Here is a 21563-nt window from a genome sequence, read left to right as displayed (position 1 = left end):
TAAATAAGCATTATGGAAACCCCACTTTCCAATTCCGGAAACCCGCCGCCGAAAGCGCCGCAACGGGCGCCACTGGCCCTCAGCGGGCTGGACTTCAAACTGCTCAAAGTCTTCAAGGCCGTGGTCGAGGCGGGCGGCTTCAGCGCCGCGCAGAATGAGCTGAATGTGGGGCTGGCAGCCATCAGCAAACAGATTTCCGACCTGGAAATCCGCATCGGAATGCGCCTTTGCACACGGGGGCGAGAGGGGTTTCACCTGACGGAAGAAGGACGCCTGGTGTATCAGGCGTCAATCGATTTGTTTGCCTCGGTCGACAACTTTCGCGACCGACTTAGTTCCGCGCAAAACGAACTTGTCGGCGACCTGGGTATAGGCGTTATTGACAACACGATCTCGGATTCAAACTCTCCGTTAGTTGCTGCGCTTAGACAGATCAATGAACAATCGCCCAAGGTCAGGTTTCAACTTCAGGCCACGCAACTTGATGAACTTGAAAGAGGTGTTGTCGAGGGACGCTTGGTAGCGGGAATCGTGCCGATTTATCAAAAGCGCGAAGAATTCGACTATTACGCACTTTATGAAGAACGCTCGGAGGTTTATTGCGCCGTCGGTCACCCGCTGTTTTCCATGGCGGATGCGGACATGGGCGAAGATGTGCTCAAGGAACACGAGTGCATCAACCATCGCTACGCGGTTCATCGCGACAAATTGAAATTCGCCCGCTACGACAGCTTTTCCGCGTCGGCCACCCAGGTGGAAGCCGTTGCGCTGCTGATCAAGACGGGCCGTTTCCTGGGCTTCCTGCCCCAGCATTACGCCGCGCCGATGGTGGCGCGGGGAGAGTTTCGCGCCGTTCGTCCGGACCTGATCAACATTGTCACGCCGTTCAGTCTGATCCTGCGCCATAACATCGTGCGCAGCCCCTTGGTCAAGGCATTTGCCGAGGCACTGGGCGTGGATTTGAAAGTTACGGTTTGATTGTTTGTTGTACGCAACACTTCATTATTCGGCACGGGATCAAGAAAGGCATCGGCACAATCGTCCAGACGCTCAGTGACGCGGCGCTGAAAGTTCCTGGACCTGGCTCCAGGTGATATTGAAGCGAGCCAGGAATTTTCGGATTCGATCGGAATCGTTAGGCGATGCCTTGGCTGTCCGGCTGTGGGCGAAGAGCTTGCGCCCGGCGTCCGCCTGGCTTGCCGCTGTGCGACACACCCTCAAGACCGACTCCAGTTGCAGGCGATCGAACAGGTCGATCTCAAGTCCGGCGTTAGCCAAGTGCTCGGACAATGGATCGGAGGTTGCCGGCAATCGCCAGTCCTGGCGCAGTCGCTCCAACTCATCCTCCACAAGCGCCATGTCGATGCGGCCGCTATCCGCCAGGGTCGCCATGCGCGTGATTGACGCTGAGAGCTGCCTGAAGTTTCCGGACCAGTTCGCATCCCTACTCGTGGCGAACGACAAATATCGGCGTCGGGCTTCGGCACTGAAGCGAACCCTGTGACCGTTGTCCCTGGCATATCGCTGTAGCTCGAAATCGATGTTAGGTTCGATGTCCTCGCTGCGGTTGGCCAGGCCAGGCAGGACGAATGTCCAGATGTTGATCCTGGCGAGTAAATCTTCGCGGAACCGGCCTTCGATGACACGCGCCTGCAGGTCTCGATTGGTACCGGCGATCAAGGTGAAGTCAGACTCGACTTCTTTATCGGAGCCCATCGGCAAGAATCTTTTTTCCTCGATTGCTTTCAGGAGCATCGCTTGTTCATCGAGCGGCAGCTCGCCGATCTCGTCGAGGAATAACACGCCCTTGTGTGCCGAGCGCAACAACCCTTCTCGCGCCTGTTGCGCGCCGGTGAACGCACCTTTGGTATGGCCAAACAACGTCGACATCGCGGTATCGCCGCGCAAGGTGGCGCAGTTGACCTCGACGAACGTGCCATCGACCTGGTGGCGACCACGCTTGAGTTCGTAGATCTGCCGCGCCAGAAACGATTTTCCCGCCCCCGTGGGGCCGCTGATCAGGATGGGAGCCCGGGATCGAGCGGCGACCCGTTCAATCTGCTCGATGGTCCGGTTGAAAGCCGAGTTGCGTGTCGCAATGCCTGACTTGAGCAACTCCGTGCCTTGCAGGCGTTCAGCCTGGAATCGCTTGGCGATCTGGTCGTAGCGCTGCAGGTCGAGATCGGTGACGACATGTCTGCCTGCCGGGGCAGAATCGTTCTCCCGCGCGCCACTGGGTTGGGTCTGTATCAGTTTGGCGGGGATGTGGCGGGACTCGGCCAGCAGGAACCAGACGATCTGCTGGACGTGGGTACCCGTGGTGATGTGGACAAGGTAATCCTCGCCGGCGGTGTCAAACGGATAGCCCGCCGCGAAGTCATGCAGCGAGGCATACACCTCCTCGAAATCCCAGGGATTTTGCAGCGCCATGGGGTGCAGGCGAACCTCGGTTTCAGGCGATATCTGGGCGATATCCGCCGCGACTTTCAGGGCAAGATCGGTATCCCAGCGTGCTTCCCCGTGAATCAGTTCAAGCCGATCGATCAGCAGGTCGGGCTGTTGGCACAGCGAGAGGGTGGGGCGCCATTTGTTCCAGCGCTGCGAACCTTTTCCCACACGGTCGAGCTTCGATCCTAGAATTCCGATGGCGACTGTCTTTTTGGCGCGCATTGCGATCTATCCTGAAAGATATGTGTCGATAGAAAAGTATAGATATTTTATCGACCCATCGCATAGCAACGAAGCGAAGAACGCTTTCAGGGTTTCAATAATCATTTATAAATCAATAACATAAATAATTTATGATCCGCCAACGATCAAATTGGCATGCCGCTCGCTATGGAGTTCCCACACAAAAAACAGGAGCGAAACAATGACCACCCAAACCTATCAATTGCTTGAAGTCGAAAACGGTAAGCCGATCAAGATGTGGACCCGTGGTGTCCCGGTCGAGCCGGAGGCCAAGCAACAGCTGATGAACACTGCGCAGATGCCGTTCGTGTTCAAGCACATGGCAGTCATGCCCGATGTTCATTTGGGAAAAGGCTCGACGATCGGCAGCGTGATCCCGACCAAGGGTGCGGTGATTCCCGCAGCTGTCGGGGTCGACCTCGGGTGCGGAATGTCGGCAGTGCGCACTTCGCTTCGCGCCGCCGACCTTCCCGATAACCTGTTTGGCCTGCGTACGGCCATTGAGAAAGCTGTTCCGCATGGACGCACTTCCGGGCGCAACGGCCGTGACAAGGGAGCCTGGGAAACCACGCCGCAAATCGTCGACCAGGCCTGGTCGGCGCTCGAAGGCCGGTTCGACCTCATCACCGACAAGCACCCGCGCCTGAAAAAGACCAACAACCGCAAACACCTCGGGACGTTGGGCACCGGCAACCATTTCGTCGAGGTCTGCCTGGACGAAGCCGACCATGTCTGGGTGATGCTTCACACCGGTTCCCGTGGCGTAGGGAACATGATCGGCACCTACTTCATCGAGAAGGCCCGCGAGGAAATGCGCAAGCACATGGTCAACTTGCCTGACCGGGACCTGGCCTACCTGCGCGAAGGCACGTCCAGCTTCGATGACTACGTCGAGGCGGTTGAATGGGCCCAGGACTTCGCCAAGCAGAACCGCGCGGTCATGATGCTTGCGGTGCTCGACGCCGTGCGGTCGATCATCACCAAGCCTTTCGAGTCCCGGCTGGTCGCCGTCGACTGCCACCATAACTATGTGGAGCGGGGCACCTATTTCGGTGAGGACATCCTCCTTACGCGCAAAGGCGCCGTCTCCGCGCAGAAGGGGCAGATGGGAATTATCCCGGGGTCGATGGGCGCCAAGAGCTTCATTGTGCGAGGGCTGGGGAACGAGGAGGCATTCTGCAGTTGCTCGCACGGTGCCGGCCGAGTGATGAGCCGTACCAAGGCGAAAGCGGTGTTCACCGTCGAGGACCAGGTGCGGGCAACCGCCCATGTCGAGTGCCGCAAGGATGAAGCCGTCATCGACGAAATCCCGATGGCTTACAAAGACATCGAGGCGGTCATGGAGGCCCAGCGCGACCTGGTGGAAGTCGTCCATACCTTGCGCCAAGTCGTCTGCGTGAAGGGCTGATCGATGAGCCAGGATCTGACTCTGATAGACGGCACCCACGGAGGAGGGCAGGTGCTCCGTACCGCCCTCAGCCTTTCCATCATTACCGGTCGACCGTTCCGGATGACGGGGATACGCGGCAAGCGCTCCCGTCCCGGATTGTTGCGCCAGCACCTGACCGCGGTCCAGGCTGCGGCTGAAATTTGTGGCGCCAGGATCCTCGGGGCGGAACTCAACTCGACAGCCATTGAATTCCGACCCGGGAGCGTAAGGGCAGGGGACTATTCATTTGCAATCGGGACCGCCGGCAGCACGATGCTGGTGTTGCAGACCTTGCTGCCTGCGCTCTTGCAAGCGGATGGCCCCAGTACAGTCCGGATCAGTGGGGGGACGCATAATCCAGCCGCGCCGCCCTTCGATTTCATCCAGAAGGCGTGGCTGCCCTTGATCCAACGCATGGGGGCGCAGGTAGAACTGACGCTGGTCAAGCATGGATTCGTGCCCGGCGGAGGCGGCGTGGTGGAAGCCACCGTACGACCTTCGGCCCTTCACCCGCTGGCGTTGGACGGCGAGAGGGAACCCGTGACTATCGTTTCGGCCGGAGCACTGGTTTCGGCCCTTCCTGCCTCGATTGGCAACCGGGAGCTTGATCGGCTCGCGGCAAGGCTCGGGCTGGAGCGGCGCGATCTGTCCGTTACCGAGCTGGGGGGGCAGGCGGGGCCAGGCAATGTCGTATCGATCATCGCCATGAAGGCAGGGACAACCGAGGTGTTCAGCAGCATCGGGCAAGAACGCCTGCGTGCGGAGCATGTGGCTGACGAGGCGATCGACGAATTCAAAGCGTGGGCTCAATCGAACTCAGCGGTAGGCAATCACTTGGCGGATCAACTGATGCTGCCGATGGCAATTGCCGGTGCGGGCCGACTCACCACGGTGCGCCTGAGCAATCACATCCGAACGAATGCCGCTGTCATCCAGCAGTTCATCGATGTTGATGTGCGGCTGACCGAATCTGGTAATCAGGCCAGCATCGCTGTTGGGCCTCATCCTCGCTAGACAGTTTCCAGCCAGCCCGTTGAATCAGCGCCAACGTTTGTGTCGCCTCAAACCGCGGCTCTACGTTTACACTTGACGGTCACACCCCCTGGAAGGAACGTCCCCGGTGAATGTCAACGACGCCAGTTTCGAAGAGCTGCTCAACGCTTTGCATGACGGCGTCTACATCACCGATGGCGACGGCAAGACGCTGAAGGTCAATCAGGCCTATGAGCGCCTGACCGGGCTCAGCGGCGAGGATCTCATTGGTCGATCCATGCGAGAGCTGGTGAAGGAGGGCGTCATTTCGCAATCGGCTACCTTGCGGGTATTGCAGGGTGGTCGGCCGGTGTCGGTGATGCAGAGCCTGAGCCAGGGCAAGAAGCTACTCGTCAGCGCCACGCCGATTCTCGATGCTGGCAAGCGGATTTCATACGTGGTCAGTACCGTGCGCGACATGACGGAACTGCTGCGCATGAAGCATGAGCGCGATGAGCTGCAACAGCTCAAGCAACTGCGCAACAGCACCGCGAAGCTCCACGCCGGCCAACGAGACAATCTCCTGCGCTCGCCGCTGATGGCCGATCAGGAGGTGTCCGGCCGCGTCCTCTCGCTGGCTCGCCAGGTTGCCAGCAGCTCGGTCAAGGTCTTGCTCCAAGGTGAAACCGGTGTCGGCAAGACCCTCGTTGCGCAATTCATCCATAACGCCAGCCCGCGTGCCAGCGAACCCTTCCTTGCACTCAACTGCGGCGCACTGCCGGAAAACCTGATCGAAGCCGAGCTGTTTGGCTATGTGCCCGGAGCGTTCACCGGCGCCGGCCCCAAAGGCAAGCGTGGCCTGCTGGAGCTGGCGCATCACGGCACGCTGTTTCTCGACGAAATCGGGGACTTGCCGTTGCCGGTGCAGGTCAAGCTGCTCAAGGTGATCGAAGAAAACCGCTTCATTCCGGTGGGTGGCCTGGAGCTGAAGGAAGTCGATGTGCGCATCATCAGCGCCACCCACCACGACCTCAAGCAGCAGGTGGCGCAGGGGCGTTTTCGGGCTGACCTGTATTACCGGCTCAACGTGGTGCCGATCCACATTCCGGCACTGCGCGAACGTCGGGAGGAGATTGCGCCGCTGCTGCATTACTACCTCGACCGGTTCAACACCCGTTATGAACGCCAGGTCCAATGGAGTCTCGAGGCCCTCGACCTGATGTGCGACTACGACTGGCCTGGCAACATCCGCGAGTTGATCAACCTGGTCGAGCGGCTGGTGGTGACCAATCAGACCGGGACCGTCGAGGCGCTTGATATGCCGGAAGAGCTCCTCGACCTCAATCCACCCAACACCCGTGAGACTGGCCTGCCGCTGCGCAAGGTACTGGAAAATGCCGAGCGCAGTGCGATTCGTGCCGCGCTGCTGACCCACAAGACCACGCGCCTTGCGGCCAAGGCGTTGGGGGTGAGCCAGGCCACCGTGGTGCAGAAGATGAAACGCTGGGAACAGTCTGATTAGGATCCTGATCAGACCCAGCCAAATCGATCAGAAAACTAATCGGCATTGATCCGTAAAAACCCTCCTGCTCGCGTGAAAATCGCGCAAGGCCCCGTGCAATAAGGGCCTTGTGGGCATTGGCACGCCTTTCGCTATCTCCTGTGGCACGTCTTCCAATAAAACAACATCAACTGGACGAGCCCGATGAATATCTCTGCTTTCAAAATCGCTAACAAATTGATCACCGGACCTGGCGCAATCGAGCAGCTTTGCGCGGAACTGACGCGCCTGGAGGTCAAGAATCCGCTGATCGTCACGGACGTCATCCTGGTGAATTCCGGCACTGTTGACCTCGCGCTCGCGCAACTCGGCGACCGCCGCTACGGCATTTTCGACCAGGTCAAGCCGGAGCCTGAAGTAGCCATCGTCGAAGACTGCACCCGTGCTTATCGTGAGGGCGGCCACGATGGATTGATCGCCGTGGGTGGCGGTAGCGCCATCGATATCGCCAAGGGCGTCGTGGCGTTTGCCGGGCATGCAGGTCCGCTGAGCGAACTGTTCGGTGTTGATCTGGTGAAACGCAAAGGCCCTGCGTTGATTGCCATCCCGACGACTGCCGGCACAGGCTCGGAAGTCACCAACGTGGCGATTTTTTCCGACAAGCAAGCGCAGCTGAAGAAAGGCATCGTCAGCGACTACCTGTTGCCCGACGTTGCCTTGGTCAGCCCGGCCATGACATTGACTTGTCCGCGCAGCGTGACGGCGGCCAGTGGTGTCGACGCACTTGTGCATGCGGTCGAGTCGTATATTTCGGTAAACGCTTCGCCAATCACCGATGCCATCGCCCTGGGCGCGATCAGGCTGATCACCAAGGCGCTGCCGAAGGCCTATGCCAACCCAACCAACCTGCAGGCTCGGGAAGACATGGCCACCGCCAGCCTGATGGCCGGCATGGCGTTCGGCAACGCGGGGGTAGGGGCGGTGCATGCGCTGGCGTACCCGCTGGGCGGGCGGTTCAACATCGCCCACGGCGTCAGCAACGCCTTGCTGCTGCCGTATGTGATGGCGTGGAACAAGACTGCCTGCGTCGAGCGTTTTCGCGACATCGCCGAAGCCATGGGCGTGCGCGTTGCGAACCTGAGCGACAAGGATGCGGCAGACCAGGCTGTCAGGGCCATGGCCGACCTATGTGCCGCCGTGGATATCCCCTCTGGCCTGCGCAGTTTCAACGTGCCCGAAGACGCTATCCCCGCGATGGCCGACGAGGCCAGCAAGATCGACCGCCTGATGCGCAACAACCCGCGCAAGCTGACCGCCGCCGATATCGAGAAGATCTATCGCGCTGCCTATTGATCTTTGTCACTCACGACTCCGGTGCTGCCGGAGCGTGTGCCCGCCATTACAAATCCAATAAAACAGGTGAACCGAATGTCCGACACTCCTGCGCAACGGAGCGAAAGCCCGTACATCCCGCTCGGTCCTTTCAAGGTCCGGCTACCGTTTATCCACTACAAGATCGAGCTTCCAGACTATCTCCAAGGCTTGCTCATGTGCGCCGTGGACCTGGCGGCGATTCCGCTGATGACCGAACTGCTCGGGATGCCTTTTGAGGTTGCGCTCGCCGTCGTGATGCTCAACGGCTTGCTGTACCTCGCGCACCATTTGCTCGGCGACCCGACCGTACCTGGCTGGATCACCCCGGCGGTGCCGCTGTTGATGGCGTACTGCGCGCAGTTTCCGATGGGCCCGGAGCGTGTCCACGCCTTGATTGCCTTCCAGTTGATGCTGGGGATTTTTTCAATCGCCCTAGGGGCGACCGGCATGGCGAAGAAGGTGGTGGAGTATGTGCCCTCGGCGATCAAATCGGGGATCATCGTCGGCGCTGGCTTGAGCGCGGTGATCGCCGTATTCCAGGTCGGCGGCAAGTTCAATGTGCTGCCCTGGACCATTTCCATTGCGGTCGGTATTGCCTTCTATTTGATCTTTTCCCAGCACTTCAACGAGCTCAAGCAACGCAACCGTTTCTGGTGGAACTTCGCCAAGCTCGGCATCTTGCCGATCGTGCTATTGGCCGTGGTGATTGCGCCGTTGTTCGGTGAAGCGCCCTGGCCAACTCTCCAGTGGGGCATCAGCCAACCGGATTTCGCTGGCCTGTGGAACAACTACACGGTATTTGGCCTGGGCATGCCGCCGCTCTCCATGTTCATCTCCGCGCTGCCGACCATGCTCGCGGCCTACATCATCGTTTTCGGCGATGTCCTCAGCGCGAAATCATTGCTCGACGAAGCTGAAACCGTCCGCACCGACGAAGTCGTCGACTACAACGCCGACCGCGCCCACCTGATATTCGGCGCACGCAATGCGTTCATGAGCATCTTCGGCCCGGACGTCGCGATGTGCGGCCCGAAATGGGCGGCGATGCTGGTGGTGGTGATCGAGCGATTTAAAGGCGGGCCGAAGGCGATGAAGTCGATCATCGGCGGAGTCGGGTCGTTCCGTTGGGGGACCAACAGCGGTCTGTTGCTGTTGCCGGTCGTGACGTTGGTGCAGCCGATCCTCGGTGTAGCCCTGTCGCTGACGCTGCTGATCCAGGGTTACGTGAGCGTGCGTTTGGGCATCCTTGAAGCGCGTAGCCAGCGCGACCTGGGAATCGCCGGCGTGATTGGAGCGGTACTGGCGATCAAAGGCGCGAGCTGGGCATTCGGGATTGGCGTTGTGTTGTGCTTGCTGATTTATGGCAAGAATTTCTTCAAGGGGGAGGTGGATGGGACGTTTGCCAAGGATTTGAAGGCGGTGGGTGGCAAGCCGGGCAAGGATGCGGAGCCGGTTATGGTGAACAAGCGGGTAGTGGGGGAGGCTATGGCTGATTGATCGGGTTGGTATGCCCTGAACGGTATGGACGCAAGGCGCATCTGTCGTGCGCTTTGATAATCACGGAAATTAAAAAAAGGAAAACGCCATGACCACTGCAGTTCCCACAATGGATGAACTATTAAAGGACGCGCCTTCAAACTGGGGCAGATGGGGAGCGGAAGACGAAGTTGGCTCGCTGAATTACCTGACCGCGCAAGAAGTCCTGCGCGGAGTTGCGCACATCAAGAAGGGAAATGTATTTACCTTGCAGCGCATGATCGGGGATCCTGCTGGCGATCCGGTCTGGCCAGGCCGAACCCCGGCAGAACGCACCATGATTCTCGACGAGTCGAGTTGGGACGATAATCATGGCCCTTGCTACCCCGGCGGTTTGCACTACGCCGATGACAAGATCGACGCATTCCTGCAAGGATCCACGCAATATGATGCGCTTGGCCACCTCTGGTACGGCGGAAAAATATGGAACGGCTACGACGCGCGAACAACGGTGGGAGGTCTGGACAAGGCCAGTGTTGCACCTATCGGAGAACGAGGAGTCGTCGGACGCGCCGTATTGCTGGACATGGCAAGGCATCGTGGCAAACGCATGCTGGATAAAGGCGAAACATTTACCCATCTAGATCTCGAGGCATGCGCAGAAGCTCAGGGCCACACGATCGAGCCTCATGACATCCTGATTATCAGAACCAACTTCCTCCAGGCTTTCTATGAGCAAGGCGAGGCGTTTTATGATGGGTTCTGTGAGCCAGGTCTTACGTATTCGGAGGAACTTGTCCGATGGTTCCACGACAAGGAAATTCCAAACCTTGTCACCGATACCATCGCCAACGAAGTCACGACCGACCCGGTATCAGGTGTGGCACTGCCTCTGCACTGTGCATTGATGCGCAATCTGGGTATCGCCTTTACGGAGATTTGCGACTTGGAAAAGCTGGCTGAAAATTGTGCCGAAGACGGGCAGTACACATTTCTCTATGTGGCCGCGCCGTTGAAAGTCCATCGCGCTACCGGATCACCGGTCAATCCGGTGGTGATTAAATAGTTTTTGTGTGCTGGGGCAGGTTTGGTCCTGCCTCAGTGTGCGTTAAGCAACTGGGATCTGGCGCAACGCAGTACATTCGCTCATAGGTAGTGCAAGCACATAAACATCCTGTTTAACATAATATACATTATGCGCATATTCCTGTTTAGGATTGGGCATCGTTACAGGCTGCTTTTCAGCGTGCTCACGGCAGCTTTCAAGGCGCGGACTTTGGTGGGTTCCTTTCCTGCCGTAATGACATCCTGCAGAACAGCGTCTTCGTCCTGGGGATCTGCGTTTTGATGGTCGTCTATCTGGCCAAGTCTCACGTCTACAACGGCTCCGCCGTTTGAATCAGTGAATTGAGCACCAGCTTGATTTCCGCAGCCGGATCTTTATGCCCCTGCAGGATCAAGCCTTCCGACAATGCAGTGAAAGTTCGCGCCAGTGCTGCGTATGCCAACGGAGGCTTCTTGCCGGCGTGATTGAAGATGATCGTGATCAGTCTTCCTAGCGCCTCGCTGTTTTCTTCATGCAGATCGTAGTAATGCTTTGCGAATTCTTCATCACGCAAAGCGATCAACTGCATTTCGGCGTCAAGGATGGCGCAGTTGGTATTGTTTTTAAGCGTGTCGATGTAAGCATTCAGGCCCTGAGTCAGTTGCTCTGCTGTGTAGCCCGCCGCCAAGGTGCTGCCCAAGCGATCTATCTCGACTCTCTTGAAGCGCTGGGTAAGTTGAAGCAGCAGTTCCGACTTGCTTGAGAAGTTTGAAAAGAATGCACCTTTTGAATAGCCGGCCTCTTCGGAAATTGTATTCACGCTGGCGGCATGAAAGCCTTTCTTGATCATCAGATCCGTAGCAGTGTCGAATAACTTGTCTCTTGTTACTTGCTGACTTTCCTCTCGCCCCAATCTCTTCTTGATCACGCCCTCGGCTCCTTTGGCCCGATGTATATATTTGTAACTAGATGAAACGAATCAACGATTCAGCTAGCAAAACAGGTGTTTTCTACCTTACCACCCACCTTGGCTGTTTGCATTTAAAGTTTTGGAAGTGGCATCTAATGACGACGCATTCCAGGCTGTAACAGACCTTCGCAGGAAGACAATTTTCGGCCGGATTCCAGGGGCAGGCGCTGTGACACACCCTTCCCGCCCAGCGTGAAAAATCGCTGGAGTGCCTGAAAAATGGCGTCACCCGCATGACGAATACACTGAGACTTGCCGTCTCAGGCCCGAGCTAGACACCTCGTCTTTGGTCTTTTCGCTAAATACCGCTTGATTTCCAGATACCGAATGGTTTTTACTTGCGCCGTTGGATTGTCCGACACCTGTTCAGCGCCAACCGTGCTCGGACAGGTACCTCAAAGGAGCTGGATTTTAATGGAATATGCCTTTGTTACAGGCGCTACAGGCCTGCTCGGAAATAATGTCGTCCATGCGCTTTTGAAACGAAACATCAAGGTCAAGGCCCTTGTACGCTCCGTTGAAAAAGCCAGGAAGCAATTCGGTGGGCTGCCTGTTGAGTTGGTTGAAGGCGATATGCTCGATGTTGGCGCGTTTAGCCATGCGCTGGAAGGCTGCGACGCTTTGTTTCATACCGCCGCGTACTTTCGCGATAGTTACAAGGGCGGAAAACATTGGCAAAAATTATATGACACCAATGTGACCGGCACCGAGCGCTTGTTACAGGCCGCTTATGCCGCTGGGATTCGCCGTGCCGTCCACACTTCGTCCATCGCGGTCCTGAAGGGCGACAGGGACGAGGTGATCGACGAAACCATGTCACGTGATGAAGCGGAAGCTGACGATTACTACCTGAGCAAGATCCTGTCCGAGCAGAAGGTTCGGGAGTTCCTGTCGTTGCACCCGGACATGTTTGTCGCAATGGTGTTGCCCGGCTGGATGTTCGGCCCTGGCGACATTGGCCCCACCTCGTCAGGTCAGTTCCTGCTGGATTTTGTCGGACAGAAGTTACCAGGCGTTCTTCCAGGCAGCTTTTCGGTGGTGGATGCCCGGGACGTGGCGGAACATCAAATCGCGGCGATTACCCGCGGCAGATCGGGTGAGCGTTATCTGGCCGCCGGCAATCATATGGACATGAAAAGTATCTTCCGGGCGCTGTCCAGTGTCAGCGGCGTACAAGCACCTGAGCGCCCTGTCCCATTGTTCATGCTACGGCTCATCGCCTTCGTCTATGAATGTTATTACCGCGTCACGAAAAAGCCTGTGCTGATCAGTACTTCCACGGTCAAGCTTATAGAGCAAGAGCAAGGAAGAACGCACTTCAGTCACAGCAAAAGTTCAAGCGAATTGAAATGTGCATTCCGTCCCGTCACGGAAACGCTGACCGATACGTTGGAGTGGTATCGGAAAAACAATTACCTGCACGTTAATTGAACCCATTCAAACAGTAGCCTGCCTCTGCAGTACTTTTTATCTAACCATGACTTCAAGGATTGAGAGGTTGGTGAATGAAAAGCCTTACCCATAAAGAAGGTTTTCTGCATCGTTTCGTCGGTTTTTCCCATTCGTATCCCGAGCACATCGCTATCCGGGACTTGGATGCAGAAGAAACCGTCACATACCGGGACCTGCGAATCAGGGCTGAAGAATGCAATGGTTTTCTCCACGCCCTGAACGTATCGCCCGGGGAGAAAGTAGCCCTTGTGCTGCCCAACGGCGTGGATTTCATCGCCTATTACCTGGCAGTAATTGGCCATGGCGCTGTCCCGGTGATTCTCAACTACAAACTGACGGCATTCGAGCTGGGTAATGTCCTGGGCATTTCCAAGCCATCGCTGATCGTCACGACTGGCACGCTGTTTGAGCAACACCAGGACATATTCCAGCCGACCCACGCCTTGATCGTGGGCAATGGCGACGAGCCGCCTGAAAACGCCACGGTTGAAGCGACGCTGCCACGCCACGCCCAGCCCCTGTTGCTACCAGACGATAACCCGATTGTCTCGATGCAGTTCACCTACCGTGGCATCGGTAAGCCGCTGGCGGTCTGTCATCGCTACCTCGACCTGACGCAGTCAAGCGATGGCCTGCATGAACAGTTTCATCCCCAAGGCGTGGGGTCGGTCCACCTGGTGACGCTGCCGCTGTACGCCATCTTCGGATTGTCGGTGATGATGGTGTTCCCGCTGAGCATCGGCGCCACGTTGCTGATGACCAACACCCTGCTCAATCGGGACTTGGCGCAAGTGTTGTCCGAACACCAGGTCACCTTTGCCTGCCTGGTGCCCGACGTTATTCGTTATTTCAATTCGCGACTTGCCAAGCGCAAAGGTCCGCGTTTGCCCCTGCATCCTCACTTGATGATGTATTCCGGCGGCAGTCATCTACCGGCCGATGAAGGCGAGAAACTCGGCAAGTTGTTGGGATGCGCGGCTGTACTGCAAGGCTACGGGCTGACCGAAAGCATGCCGGTGATTGTCCAGAGTTCTGTCGGCGAGGTTCATCGCGGCGCCATGGGACGGCCGATAAGTGGCGTCGAGGTGCGGGTGGTCGACGCGCAAGGCCAGGATGTCGTCGCGGGGCGTATCGGCGAGCTGCTGATACGCGGGTCGATGGTCATCCCGGGCTATGACGCTGCGCCAGAGATCAATGCGCGATTTTTCCGGGACGGCTGGCTGCACACCGGCGACCTGGTCTGGCGAGATGAAGAAGGCCATGTCTTTTTCTATTGCCAGCGCCTGCGCATCTCGAAAATCAAAGCGCAGATGGTCGATCTGGCGGAAATCGAATCCGTCGCCCTGAAGCACCCCGATGCGGTGCGTGCCAGGGCCTACATCGTCCCGGACCACAAGGAAGTCAATGTCTTGCACTTGTCAGTGGAAGGCAACGGTGAGCTTAGCCAGAACAGCGTCGCGACCCTGCTCTCGCGTTACCTCTCCGGTTTCAAATTGCCAAAAATCATAGAGATTGTCCCTCTCAAGGAAGCGCTTCATGCACGCTGACAGCACACGACCGGTATTGGCCGTTTTCGATTTCGACGGCACGTTGACCGACAGGCACACGTTCTGGCGCTACATGCGCTTCATCGTCGGAACCCGGGCGTTCTGGCTCAGGATCATTCCCCTGTTGCCAAAGATGCTCAGCGTCATCCTGGGCATTACGCCGTTGATGCAAGCGCGTCTGGCCTTTATCGCCTGTTACCTGGGCGGCCTGACGGTAGAGCAAGAGCGCGAACACGCCAGGTTCTTCATCACCGAGCAATTGCCACTCTGGCTGAGGCCGCAAGCGTTGCGCCGGCTGCAATGGCACCAGTCCATGGGGCACGTGACGGCGCTGGTCAGCAATTCGCCAGAGAACTACCTGATCCCGTGGGGCCACGCCGTGGGTTTCGACCACGTATGCGGGACCCGGTTGGCGACGGCCAAGAACAAGCTGACGGGTGGAATCTCCGGCACCAATTGTGTCGACCGGGAAAAAGTCGCGCGGCTCCGGGATTGCTTGAGCAACCTCGATGACTTCTACATCTACGCCTATGGCGACTCGTCCGGGGACGACGCGCTGCTCGGCATTGCCAACTCTCCCTTCTACAGAAACTGGTACTGATCGATGAACACTCTGAGCACTTTAGCCCCCAAGCATTTCAAACAGCCGGGCAACGCTGCGACGGTGATGATCGTCGGTGCCGGCCCCATTGGCCTGTCGCTGGCAATCATGTTGAAGCAATGGGGCGTGGCTTTTCGAATCATTGAAAAAAACGCCGGCCCCTCGACCGCCACCAAGGCGATGGCGATTCATTCCAGGACCCTGGAAATCTTCCGCGATCTCGGCATTGCCGAGCAGGCGCTGGCCGATGGTTTTACCATCAACCAGTTTTCGGTCCAGTCCAATGCAAAACGGGTGCTGAACTACAACTTTTCCTACCTGGACGCCACCTATCCCCTCCTCCTCAGCTTGCCGCAGCCGCAGACTGAAAAGATCCTGCTGGAGCGACTGAACCTGCTCGGCGCGGACGTCGAATGGAACACTGAACTGGTCGACATCGAAAACCAGCCAGGCGCCGTGCACATGGCACTGCGTCATGCCGACGGCAGCGAAGAATCCGTTACCAGTCGCTGGGCAGTGGCCTGTGACGGCGCCCGCAGCAACATCCGAAAACGCCTGGACATGACGTTCGAGGGCTCCTCCTACGACCGTTTCTTCATGCTCGCCGACGCCGACATCGAGTGGTCAGGCAGCAAGGATGAAGGCGCGTTTTTCCTTGGCGCGCAGGATGGGTATGTCGCGGTCGCGCCGATCAGCGACCAATCGCGTTATCGCCTCTTTATCGAGATGCCCTACAACCTGCCGCCGGAAGGCGAGCGCCCGCCGCTGACCCTGGAGAATTTCCAACGGCTGTGCGAAGGACGTGGGCAGAAGATGACCCTGTCCAATATCTCGTCGACCACCATTGCCTCGTTCCAGCATCGCCGGGTGCAGTCGCTGCAGCAAGGCTCGATCTTCCTGGTGGGCGACTCCGCGCACATCGGCAGCCCGATCGGTGGCCAGTGGATGAACCTGGGCATTTCCGAAGCCTATAACCTGGCGTGGAAAATGGCCTATGTCGATCAGGGTCTCGCCGATCCGTCGCTGTTGGAAAGCTACAACGACGAACGCTACCCGGTCGCCCTCGAAGTGGAAAACACCGCGCATCGCCTCACCGGGCTGATTACCGTCAGGCATCGTGCCCTGGTCTGGTTACGAGACAACGTCCTGCCGTTGCTGAGCAATCGCCAGAAGATCCAGCGCAAGCTGCCGTCGATGATTTCCGGCCATCAATACCACTATGGCAAGAGCGAATACATCCAGGAATCGCTGACCAAAAAGCAGCGCAGCAGCTGGGCCAGAAAAGGCAAGAAAACCCCGTTCCAAGCCCCCGCCCCTCGTTCGGGACAACTGGCGCCAGATGTCGAGCTGTGGCAACACCAGGGCATGCCACCCAAACGCCTGATCGATCTGTTCCAGGGAACCTTCACCCTGCTGATCTTCAGCGCGGCGGATCAATTCTCGCCGCTGTTGCCAAGTCATTACTCGCTGGCCGCCTCGGTGGAGCGCGACTACCCGGCGATCAAGGCCTTCTGCGTGGTCGATGCCCTGAGCAGTGTCGGGTTGCCCGCGGAGCAATCTACCCTGCTGGACCCTGACTGGCGCCTGCACAAGCGCTATCACGCCAAGGAAGGCACGTTGATGCTGGTCCGGCCCGATGGCTACATCGCCTTCCAGGGCGCCGATGCAATAACGCTGATGACTTACTTGAGCGTGCGGTCCGGGTTGCTCAAGGGCGCCGGGAAGACAGCTTTTTCCGAAATCGATGCGGTGGAGCTCCCACTTCAAGTCGTGACTGCCGATCTGCCCTGCTGATTCTCATGGCCCAGCCCTGGGCCATGCCTTGATGACTGAATATACCGACTCACTTATGGTTAAGGAGAACCTTATGCGCTTGCAGCTCAACGACGTTGTGCAGGAGTTCATCGTGTCCAACGGGAAAATAGCCCACAGCTTTTTTTCACTGTCCGAAAAAATCATCGATTCCCTTTGCGAATCCAACATCGCAAAGGAATCCATCCTGATGCGCCTGCTGGAGCAGGCCGAAACCGTTACCGCGCATTACTTCAACGCTCATCAACAAGTGCTCGAGGGCGTCTACGCCCACGGTGTCCAAGCGCCTGCCAAGGACAGCGTCGCTGCACTCGAGCCGGTTATCTCGCAGCCATCGGTGCTGGCCGCGGCGCCGGTCGCCGAACAACTGCCTGCACTCACCTATGCGCAATGGCTGCGTACGGAAATAAGCACGGTCACGGGTTTCAAAAGCGAGCAGATCGATTTCGACCAGAGCTTTGAAAGCCTGGGCATCGACTCGCTGGGCTTGGTCGATATCTTCGAGTCGTTGGCCCAGCACTTCCCGGAAAAGAAAGACCTCACTTCGCAGCTTTTCGATGCGCCGACACCGACAGCCTTGCTCGCCAGGCTTGAGGCCAACCCCCAGGCGACGGCAATGGACGTCCAAGCCTGGGTCCTCGACCAACTGGCCGGCATTACCGGTTTCACCGTCGATCAGCTCGATCGCCAACAAAGCTATGAAAGCCTGGGAATGGATTCTCTGGTGCAGCTGGATTTCCTGGAGTCGGTGGTCGCCCTGTGGCCACAACTCAAGGCCCGGAGTAGCGAGTTGGCCAACGCCAAATGTGCGCAGCAAACCATTGCGCTCATCGAAGATGCCCTTGCCAATGACGCGCCACGCAGCGCTGCCGATGAGCCTGCAACCCACACCGCAGAAGCATCGACGCAGATCGGCGAGGTGTTGCTCGGCGCCCTCTCGCCACTGGTCGCGGACGCGCCATCGGCGCTGGATGTCGAGACGCCCTTTGCCCAATTGGGGCTCAACGGTTTTGATCGGGAGGCGCTTTGCCAATCGATGGCCCAACGCTGCCCCGACAGTGAGTTCGCCGGCGAAGCGCTGATGTCGCGCCGCACGCCACAGGACGCGCTGTCGCTCTTGGAAAGAATGGGCTGAAGCCCGCTGGCAGGCGCTTGCCAACACATGGAATGGAAACCGGGTGACCGACAGGTGACCCAGCTTTAGTGAATCAGGAGATAGCAATGAGTGGCGCGGTAACGACAGAGGGTGACTTGTGCTTCAGCGCGATGGCGGGCGAATTCCCGGGAGCGCCTTCGACGGATGCCCTGTGGAATGTGCTCGTCCAAGGCGGGATAGCACCCATCCAGGCCATGCCGGCACGTTGGGAGCTGGATAAAAGCGCGATATTTTCGGCCAAGGCTGGCGAGAAGGACCGCACCTACCTGGACAGTGCCTTTTGCCTGACCGACGATGCATCGATTCCCTCGCGTCACGATGGCCGGCAGGTGGCGATCGGCAAGAAAGTCCTCCAGACGCTGCTCACACAACTGGCGACCCAAGGCTCGGTGCTGGATACCAAGCGCACGGCGCTGGTGGTCGCCACTTCATGGTGCGACGAAAGTTATTTCGCGACAGGAACCGCGAACAGCTCCGGCGCGCCTGTCGGTTTCACCCCGGGCGAACAAGTGGCCGCACTGGCCAGCGCTTTCGCCTTGGGCGGGCCGGTGTTGTCCGTGGATACCGCCTGCAGTTCCTTCCCCTATGCGATCGACATGGCCAAGGCGTTGCTCAGCAGCGGCCAGGCGGATAACGCGATCGTGATGGCCTTGAACACGGTCCTGCCGCCCGCGCTGTTCCTTGGCTTCTCGCAACTGACAGCATTTTCCGCCCGGGCCAGCATGCAGGCGTTCGGTCAGGACGCCGACGGCATTGTGCCCGGGGAATGTGCAGCGGCATTCCTGGTCGAGCCAGTTTCCCAGGCATTGGCCGCCCGGCGGCAGCCGCTGGGGGTCCTGCGGGCGCTGGGCTTGTCCGCCGACGGTGCCGAAGGCTCGGTGTTCGCGCCGGGCAAACAGGCTCAATATTGCGCCTATGAGCGCGCCTACAGCGACCTGGACCCAGGCAGCGTCGACTATATCGAGACCCACGGCACCGGCACCCCGTTGGGTGACGCGACCGAGTTGGCCTCCCTGGACAGCTTCTTCGCCGCCCATCGCAACACCGGCGAAAAGTTGACCATCGGCTCGATCAAGTCCGTCATCGGCCATCCGCTGGCCGCCGCGGGAGGAGCCTCGCTCGCCAAGGCGCTGATGATCCTGCGTCACCGGAGCGTCCCGCCCCAGCCTGACTACCGCCCCAGCGCAAAAGTCGACGAAACCTGCCTGCAACTTGCCACACGGCAACCGCAGTCCCTGGCTGATCGCCAAGCGGCCATCCGGATCGGGATTTCCAGTTTCGGCTTTGGCGGCGCCAACGCGCACCTGGTGGTGGATGAATACATCGACCACGGGCACGCGCCCGCCGCCCGGGCAGTCCCGGGCGTGTTGAAACTCGATCTCGCCGTTGTCGAGGCTGAAGCTGCGTTCAGCGGTTGCGATTCACTGCAGTCATTCCAGCAGCAACTCGATCAGCCAGCCGCGCCCGCCGTGCTGTTTCCTTACGGTCGCTTCGTCGATTACAGCGGCGACCTGAGTCGGCCGTTATCCGGGAAGTTCCTCGCCCAGGACCCGCTCATCGACATCGCCGGTTTCGGCATGGGCCCCAAGCCCCTGGCCCATGTCGACCCGTTCAAGCTGCTGGTCACCGACCGGGTCAACCACCTGCTGCGGCGTCTGCCCGGCGTGGCGGGGTCAGCCGAGACTGCCATGGTGATGTGCTGCAACATGGGCGGCGAACGGTTCAGCAATGCCTACAGCAGTGCCCAACAGTTCTACGCTCGAAGCCAAGGCACACCGCCCGGCGTGGAGGTGACGGACGTGGCGACCATGTTGCCGAACATGCTCTCCGGCTACCCGGCGCAAGTTTTCGACTTCAAGGGATTCCACCAGACGTTGGCCGGCACCCCAGGTCTGTTCTGGCAGACGCTGTTGGCTTCCCGGCAATGGTTCGAGCAAGGCATTACCACCCTGCTGCTGGGCGCCGGGCGGTTTATCAGCGGTGAAATCGAGATCGATCGCGCCCTGCGCAGTACAGCGGTACAAGGCGAAGGGCTCGGCGTGGTCGCCCTGCGTCCCTATCAGCCTGACTCCGGTGATGCGCCGCTGCTGGTGATTCGTGCGGCGGTCCTCGCCCATGCCGCGACGTCGTTGGACGAAGCGTGCCAGTTGGCAGGCAAAAAACGCGACCAGTACCCGCACGTCGAGGTCTGCGAATTGCAACCGGAAACGGCCCAGGCCAAGGGACCGCTGCGAGAAATAACCGGTTTCCTGGCGGAAGCCAGCGGCATCGAGACCTTGCTGGCGGTGATGTTGAATGCCTCGGCGCACACGGTGATCGAGGTTCGCGAAGGCGGCACGCCGATCATGTGGCTGTTCACCGAAAAGCTCCGGGACTGGAAACCGCTGCCGGCTGAGCTCGCCCCTCCCCTCAAGCACCCGTTCAGCCTGCGTTTCGCCCACGAGGCGCCGCGGTCGCTGCAACCGCTCGCCGCACCTGCGCGCCCCGGCCAGATCGTCCGGGAACCGCAACACGACGGCGTCGACGTATTGCAGCTCAGCGACATGCTGACGAGCACGGTCCTGGCCGGGTTGCGCGTTCGCGTCCGCGCGATGGAAGGGCTTTTCGCCCTGCACCAGGGCCCAGCGGGCCAGCGGCCGACGCAATGGCCTCGTCGTCCCGAAAACACAGTGATCAGCCACGTGCAACGGGCCCCGCGTTCGCTGCGCGCACAATTGCTGGTGAACGAGGCACACCCTTATTTCTTCGACCACCCGCTGGATCATGTGCCCGGCATTCTCCTGCTCGAAGGCGTGATGCAATTGATCGAGCAGGCCATGCCCCCGCTCAATGGCCGCGTCGCCTACGTCAAGACGCTGGGCATCAAGTTCCAGCAATACGTGCAGAAGGAAGGCGTGATCGACCTGCACGTAGAGCAAGATCAGGACGCTCATGTCTTCCAGGCAAAGGTCATGCAGGGCGGGAAACTGATGTGCACGTGCGTGCTGGGAATGGCCTACAACTCGGCCTTCGAAACCGCACCGCACGGTGAGTTCACCGCCCGCCGGTGTGGCAACAAGGCGTTCCTGCACAAGGCCAGGGAAGAGAACGTGATCGTCAGTGAGATGAGCTCGGTGGCCCAAGGCTTGAGCGTCGACACCGTCAAGCTGCCCGAGGGGCACTTCTTCCACGAGGGCGACCCCGCGCATTTTTCGATGGTGTATTTCCTCGAGATCGCGCGCCAGTGCTACATGCAGATTGCCCACGGCCATCTGCAGATCCCCCTCAATGTGCCCATGAACCTGTTGGCCCTGAGTTTCAGCCTGGACCGGCCCATCCCCCGCAACAGCCCGCTTTCGCTGGCGCCGCAAGCCGGCATGGAAGCGCAGTTGCAGTCCTTCAAGACCAACCGCATCCACATCGATCTGTTCAACCGGGGCGAAAAAATCGGCCAGGCAAATATCACCGCGCAAGTGCTGAGCCAAGCCGCGCCTGCCGCCTGAAGCGTGGCTCGAAGTCCACTTCGAGCACGACCGTGCCCCAACAGCCAAGGTAATC

Annotated in this window: 15 protein-coding genes; 13 read left to right on the top strand and 2 right to left on the bottom strand. The window is 59.0% G+C overall.

The window, feature by feature from the left end:
• Positions 1–12: 12 nt before the first annotated feature.
• Positions 13–978, top strand: a complete 966-nt coding sequence (locus tag JMN22_RS15365) for a LysR family transcriptional regulator (RefSeq protein WP_030138891.1) — start codon at positions 13–15, stop codon at positions 976–978.
• Positions 979–1050: 72 nt separating this feature from the next.
• Here JMN22_RS15365 and rtcR read toward each other — a convergent pair whose 3' ends face one another.
• Positions 1051–2670 carry an RNA repair transcriptional activator RtcR gene (gene rtcR / locus JMN22_RS15360; RefSeq protein ID WP_198796482.1) on the bottom strand — a complete coding sequence of 540 codons (1620 nt, stop codon included), beginning with the start codon at positions 2668–2670 and terminating at the stop codon, positions 1051–1053.
• 202 nt (positions 2671–2872) lie between these two features.
• Here rtcR and JMN22_RS15355 point away from each other — a divergent pair, with 202 nt between their 5' ends.
• From JMN22_RS15355 to JMN22_RS15330, 6 genes are all read left to right on the top strand, one after another.
• Entirely contained in the window at positions 2873–4099 is a 1227-nt protein-coding gene (locus tag JMN22_RS15355; RefSeq protein ID WP_198796483.1) for an RtcB family protein, read from the top strand.
• Between the two features lie 3 nt (positions 4100–4102).
• Complete coding sequence (rtcA, locus tag JMN22_RS15350; protein ID WP_198796484.1) at positions 4103–5134, top strand: RNA 3'-terminal phosphate cyclase; 1032 nt, start codon at positions 4103–4105, stop codon at positions 5132–5134.
• Positions 5135–5240: 106 nt separating this feature from the next.
• Entirely contained in the window at positions 5241–6614 is a 1374-nt protein-coding gene (locus JMN22_RS15345) for a sigma 54-interacting transcriptional regulator (protein WP_198796485.1), read from the top strand.
• Between the two features lie 183 nt (positions 6615–6797).
• A complete protein-coding gene (locus JMN22_RS15340; protein WP_198796486.1) occupies positions 6798–7946 on the top strand; it encodes an iron-containing alcohol dehydrogenase in 1149 nt (382 codons plus the stop codon).
• A gap of 75 nt (positions 7947–8021) precedes the next feature.
• Positions 8022–9464, top strand: a complete 1443-nt coding sequence (locus tag JMN22_RS15335) for a hypothetical protein (protein WP_198796487.1) — start codon at positions 8022–8024, stop codon at positions 9462–9464.
• Positions 9465–9552: 88 nt separating this feature from the next.
• Positions 9553–10509: a cyclase family protein gene (locus tag JMN22_RS15330; protein ID WP_198796488.1), complete on the top strand. Its 957-nt coding sequence runs from the start codon at positions 9553–9555 to the stop codon at positions 10507–10509.
• 310 nt (positions 10510–10819) lie between these two features.
• Here JMN22_RS15330 and JMN22_RS15325 read toward each other — a convergent pair whose 3' ends face one another.
• Positions 10820–11416 carry a TetR/AcrR family transcriptional regulator gene (locus JMN22_RS15325; protein WP_030138883.1) on the bottom strand — a complete coding sequence of 199 codons (597 nt, stop codon included), beginning with the start codon at positions 11414–11416 and terminating at the stop codon, positions 10820–10822.
• Positions 11417–11872: 456 nt separating this feature from the next.
• On the opposite strand from JMN22_RS15325, the gene JMN22_RS15320 reads away from it, so the two are divergent.
• The 6 genes from JMN22_RS15320 to JMN22_RS15295 all read left to right on the top strand — a co-directional run bounded on the left by JMN22_RS15320 (position 11873) and on the right by JMN22_RS15295 (position 21508).
• Positions 11873–12889 (top strand): SDR family oxidoreductase, encoded by a 1017-nt coding sequence (locus tag JMN22_RS15320; RefSeq protein WP_198796489.1) that lies wholly within the window; start codon positions 11873–11875, stop codon positions 12887–12889.
• Positions 12890–12963: 74 nt separating this feature from the next.
• Positions 12964–14457 (top strand): class I adenylate-forming enzyme family protein, encoded by a 1494-nt coding sequence (locus tag JMN22_RS15315; RefSeq protein ID WP_198796490.1) that lies wholly within the window; start codon positions 12964–12966, stop codon positions 14455–14457.
• The gene (locus JMN22_RS15310; protein ID WP_030138880.1) at positions 14447–15058 is read left to right on the top strand and encodes an HAD-IB family hydrolase; all 612 of its coding nucleotides are present in this window, start codon (positions 14447–14449) and stop codon (positions 15056–15058) included. The genes JMN22_RS15315 and JMN22_RS15310 overlap by 11 nt, the downstream gene beginning before the upstream one ends.
• Before the next feature lie 3 nt (positions 15059–15061).
• Positions 15062–16852 (top strand): FAD-dependent monooxygenase, encoded by a 1791-nt coding sequence (locus JMN22_RS15305; RefSeq protein ID WP_198796491.1) that lies wholly within the window; start codon positions 15062–15064, stop codon positions 16850–16852.
• 73 nt (positions 16853–16925) lie between these two features.
• Positions 16926–18005 (top strand): acyl carrier protein, encoded by a 1080-nt coding sequence (locus JMN22_RS15300; RefSeq protein WP_198796492.1) that lies wholly within the window; start codon positions 16926–16928, stop codon positions 18003–18005.
• A gap of 86 nt (positions 18006–18091) precedes the next feature.
• The gene (locus JMN22_RS15295; RefSeq protein ID WP_198796493.1) at positions 18092–21508 is read left to right on the top strand and encodes a polyketide synthase family protein; all 3417 of its coding nucleotides are present in this window, start codon (positions 18092–18094) and stop codon (positions 21506–21508) included.
• Positions 21509–21563: the final 55 nt, after the last annotated feature.

Source organism: Pseudomonas sp. HB05, from assembly GCF_016756915.1.
Taxonomy (GTDB): domain Bacteria; phylum Pseudomonadota; class Gammaproteobacteria; order Pseudomonadales; family Pseudomonadaceae; genus Aquipseudomonas; species Aquipseudomonas alvandae.
This window is presented reverse-complemented; position numbering and strand designations above follow the sequence as displayed.

What these genes read in the sequence shown, in the direction of transcription:
- rtcA (WP_198796484.1), top strand. Translation starts at nt 4,103, where the DNA reads ATGAGCCAGGATCTGACTCTGATAGACGGCACCCACGGAGGAGGGCAG.
- JMN22_RS15315 (WP_198796490.1), top strand. Translation starts at nt 12,964, where the DNA reads ATGAAAAGCCTTACCCATAAAGAAGGTTTTCTGCATCGTTTCGTCGGT.
- rtcR (WP_198796482.1), bottom strand. Translation starts at nt 2,670, where the DNA reads ATGCGCGCCAAAAAGACAGTCGCCATCGGAATTCTAGGATCGAAGCTC.
- JMN22_RS15295 (WP_198796493.1), top strand. Translation starts at nt 18,092, where the DNA reads ATGAGTGGCGCGGTAACGACAGAGGGTGACTTGTGCTTCAGCGCGATG.
- JMN22_RS15365 (WP_030138891.1), top strand. Translation starts at nt 13, where the DNA reads ATGGAAACCCCACTTTCCAATTCCGGAAACCCGCCGCCGAAAGCGCCG.
- JMN22_RS15335 (WP_198796487.1), top strand. Translation starts at nt 8,022, where the DNA reads ATGTCCGACACTCCTGCGCAACGGAGCGAAAGCCCGTACATCCCGCTC.
- JMN22_RS15305 (WP_198796491.1), top strand. Translation starts at nt 15,062, where the DNA reads ATGAACACTCTGAGCACTTTAGCCCCCAAGCATTTCAAACAGCCGGGC.
- JMN22_RS15310 (WP_030138880.1), top strand. Translation starts at nt 14,447, where the DNA reads ATGCACGCTGACAGCACACGACCGGTATTGGCCGTTTTCGATTTCGAC.
- JMN22_RS15330 (WP_198796488.1), top strand. Translation starts at nt 9,553, where the DNA reads ATGACCACTGCAGTTCCCACAATGGATGAACTATTAAAGGACGCGCCT.
- JMN22_RS15355 (WP_198796483.1), top strand. Translation starts at nt 2,873, where the DNA reads ATGACCACCCAAACCTATCAATTGCTTGAAGTCGAAAACGGTAAGCCG.
- JMN22_RS15320 (WP_198796489.1), top strand. Translation starts at nt 11,873, where the DNA reads ATGGAATATGCCTTTGTTACAGGCGCTACAGGCCTGCTCGGAAATAAT.
- JMN22_RS15300 (WP_198796492.1), top strand. Translation starts at nt 16,926, where the DNA reads ATGCGCTTGCAGCTCAACGACGTTGTGCAGGAGTTCATCGTGTCCAAC.
- JMN22_RS15340 (WP_198796486.1), top strand. Translation starts at nt 6,798, where the DNA reads ATGAATATCTCTGCTTTCAAAATCGCTAACAAATTGATCACCGGACCT.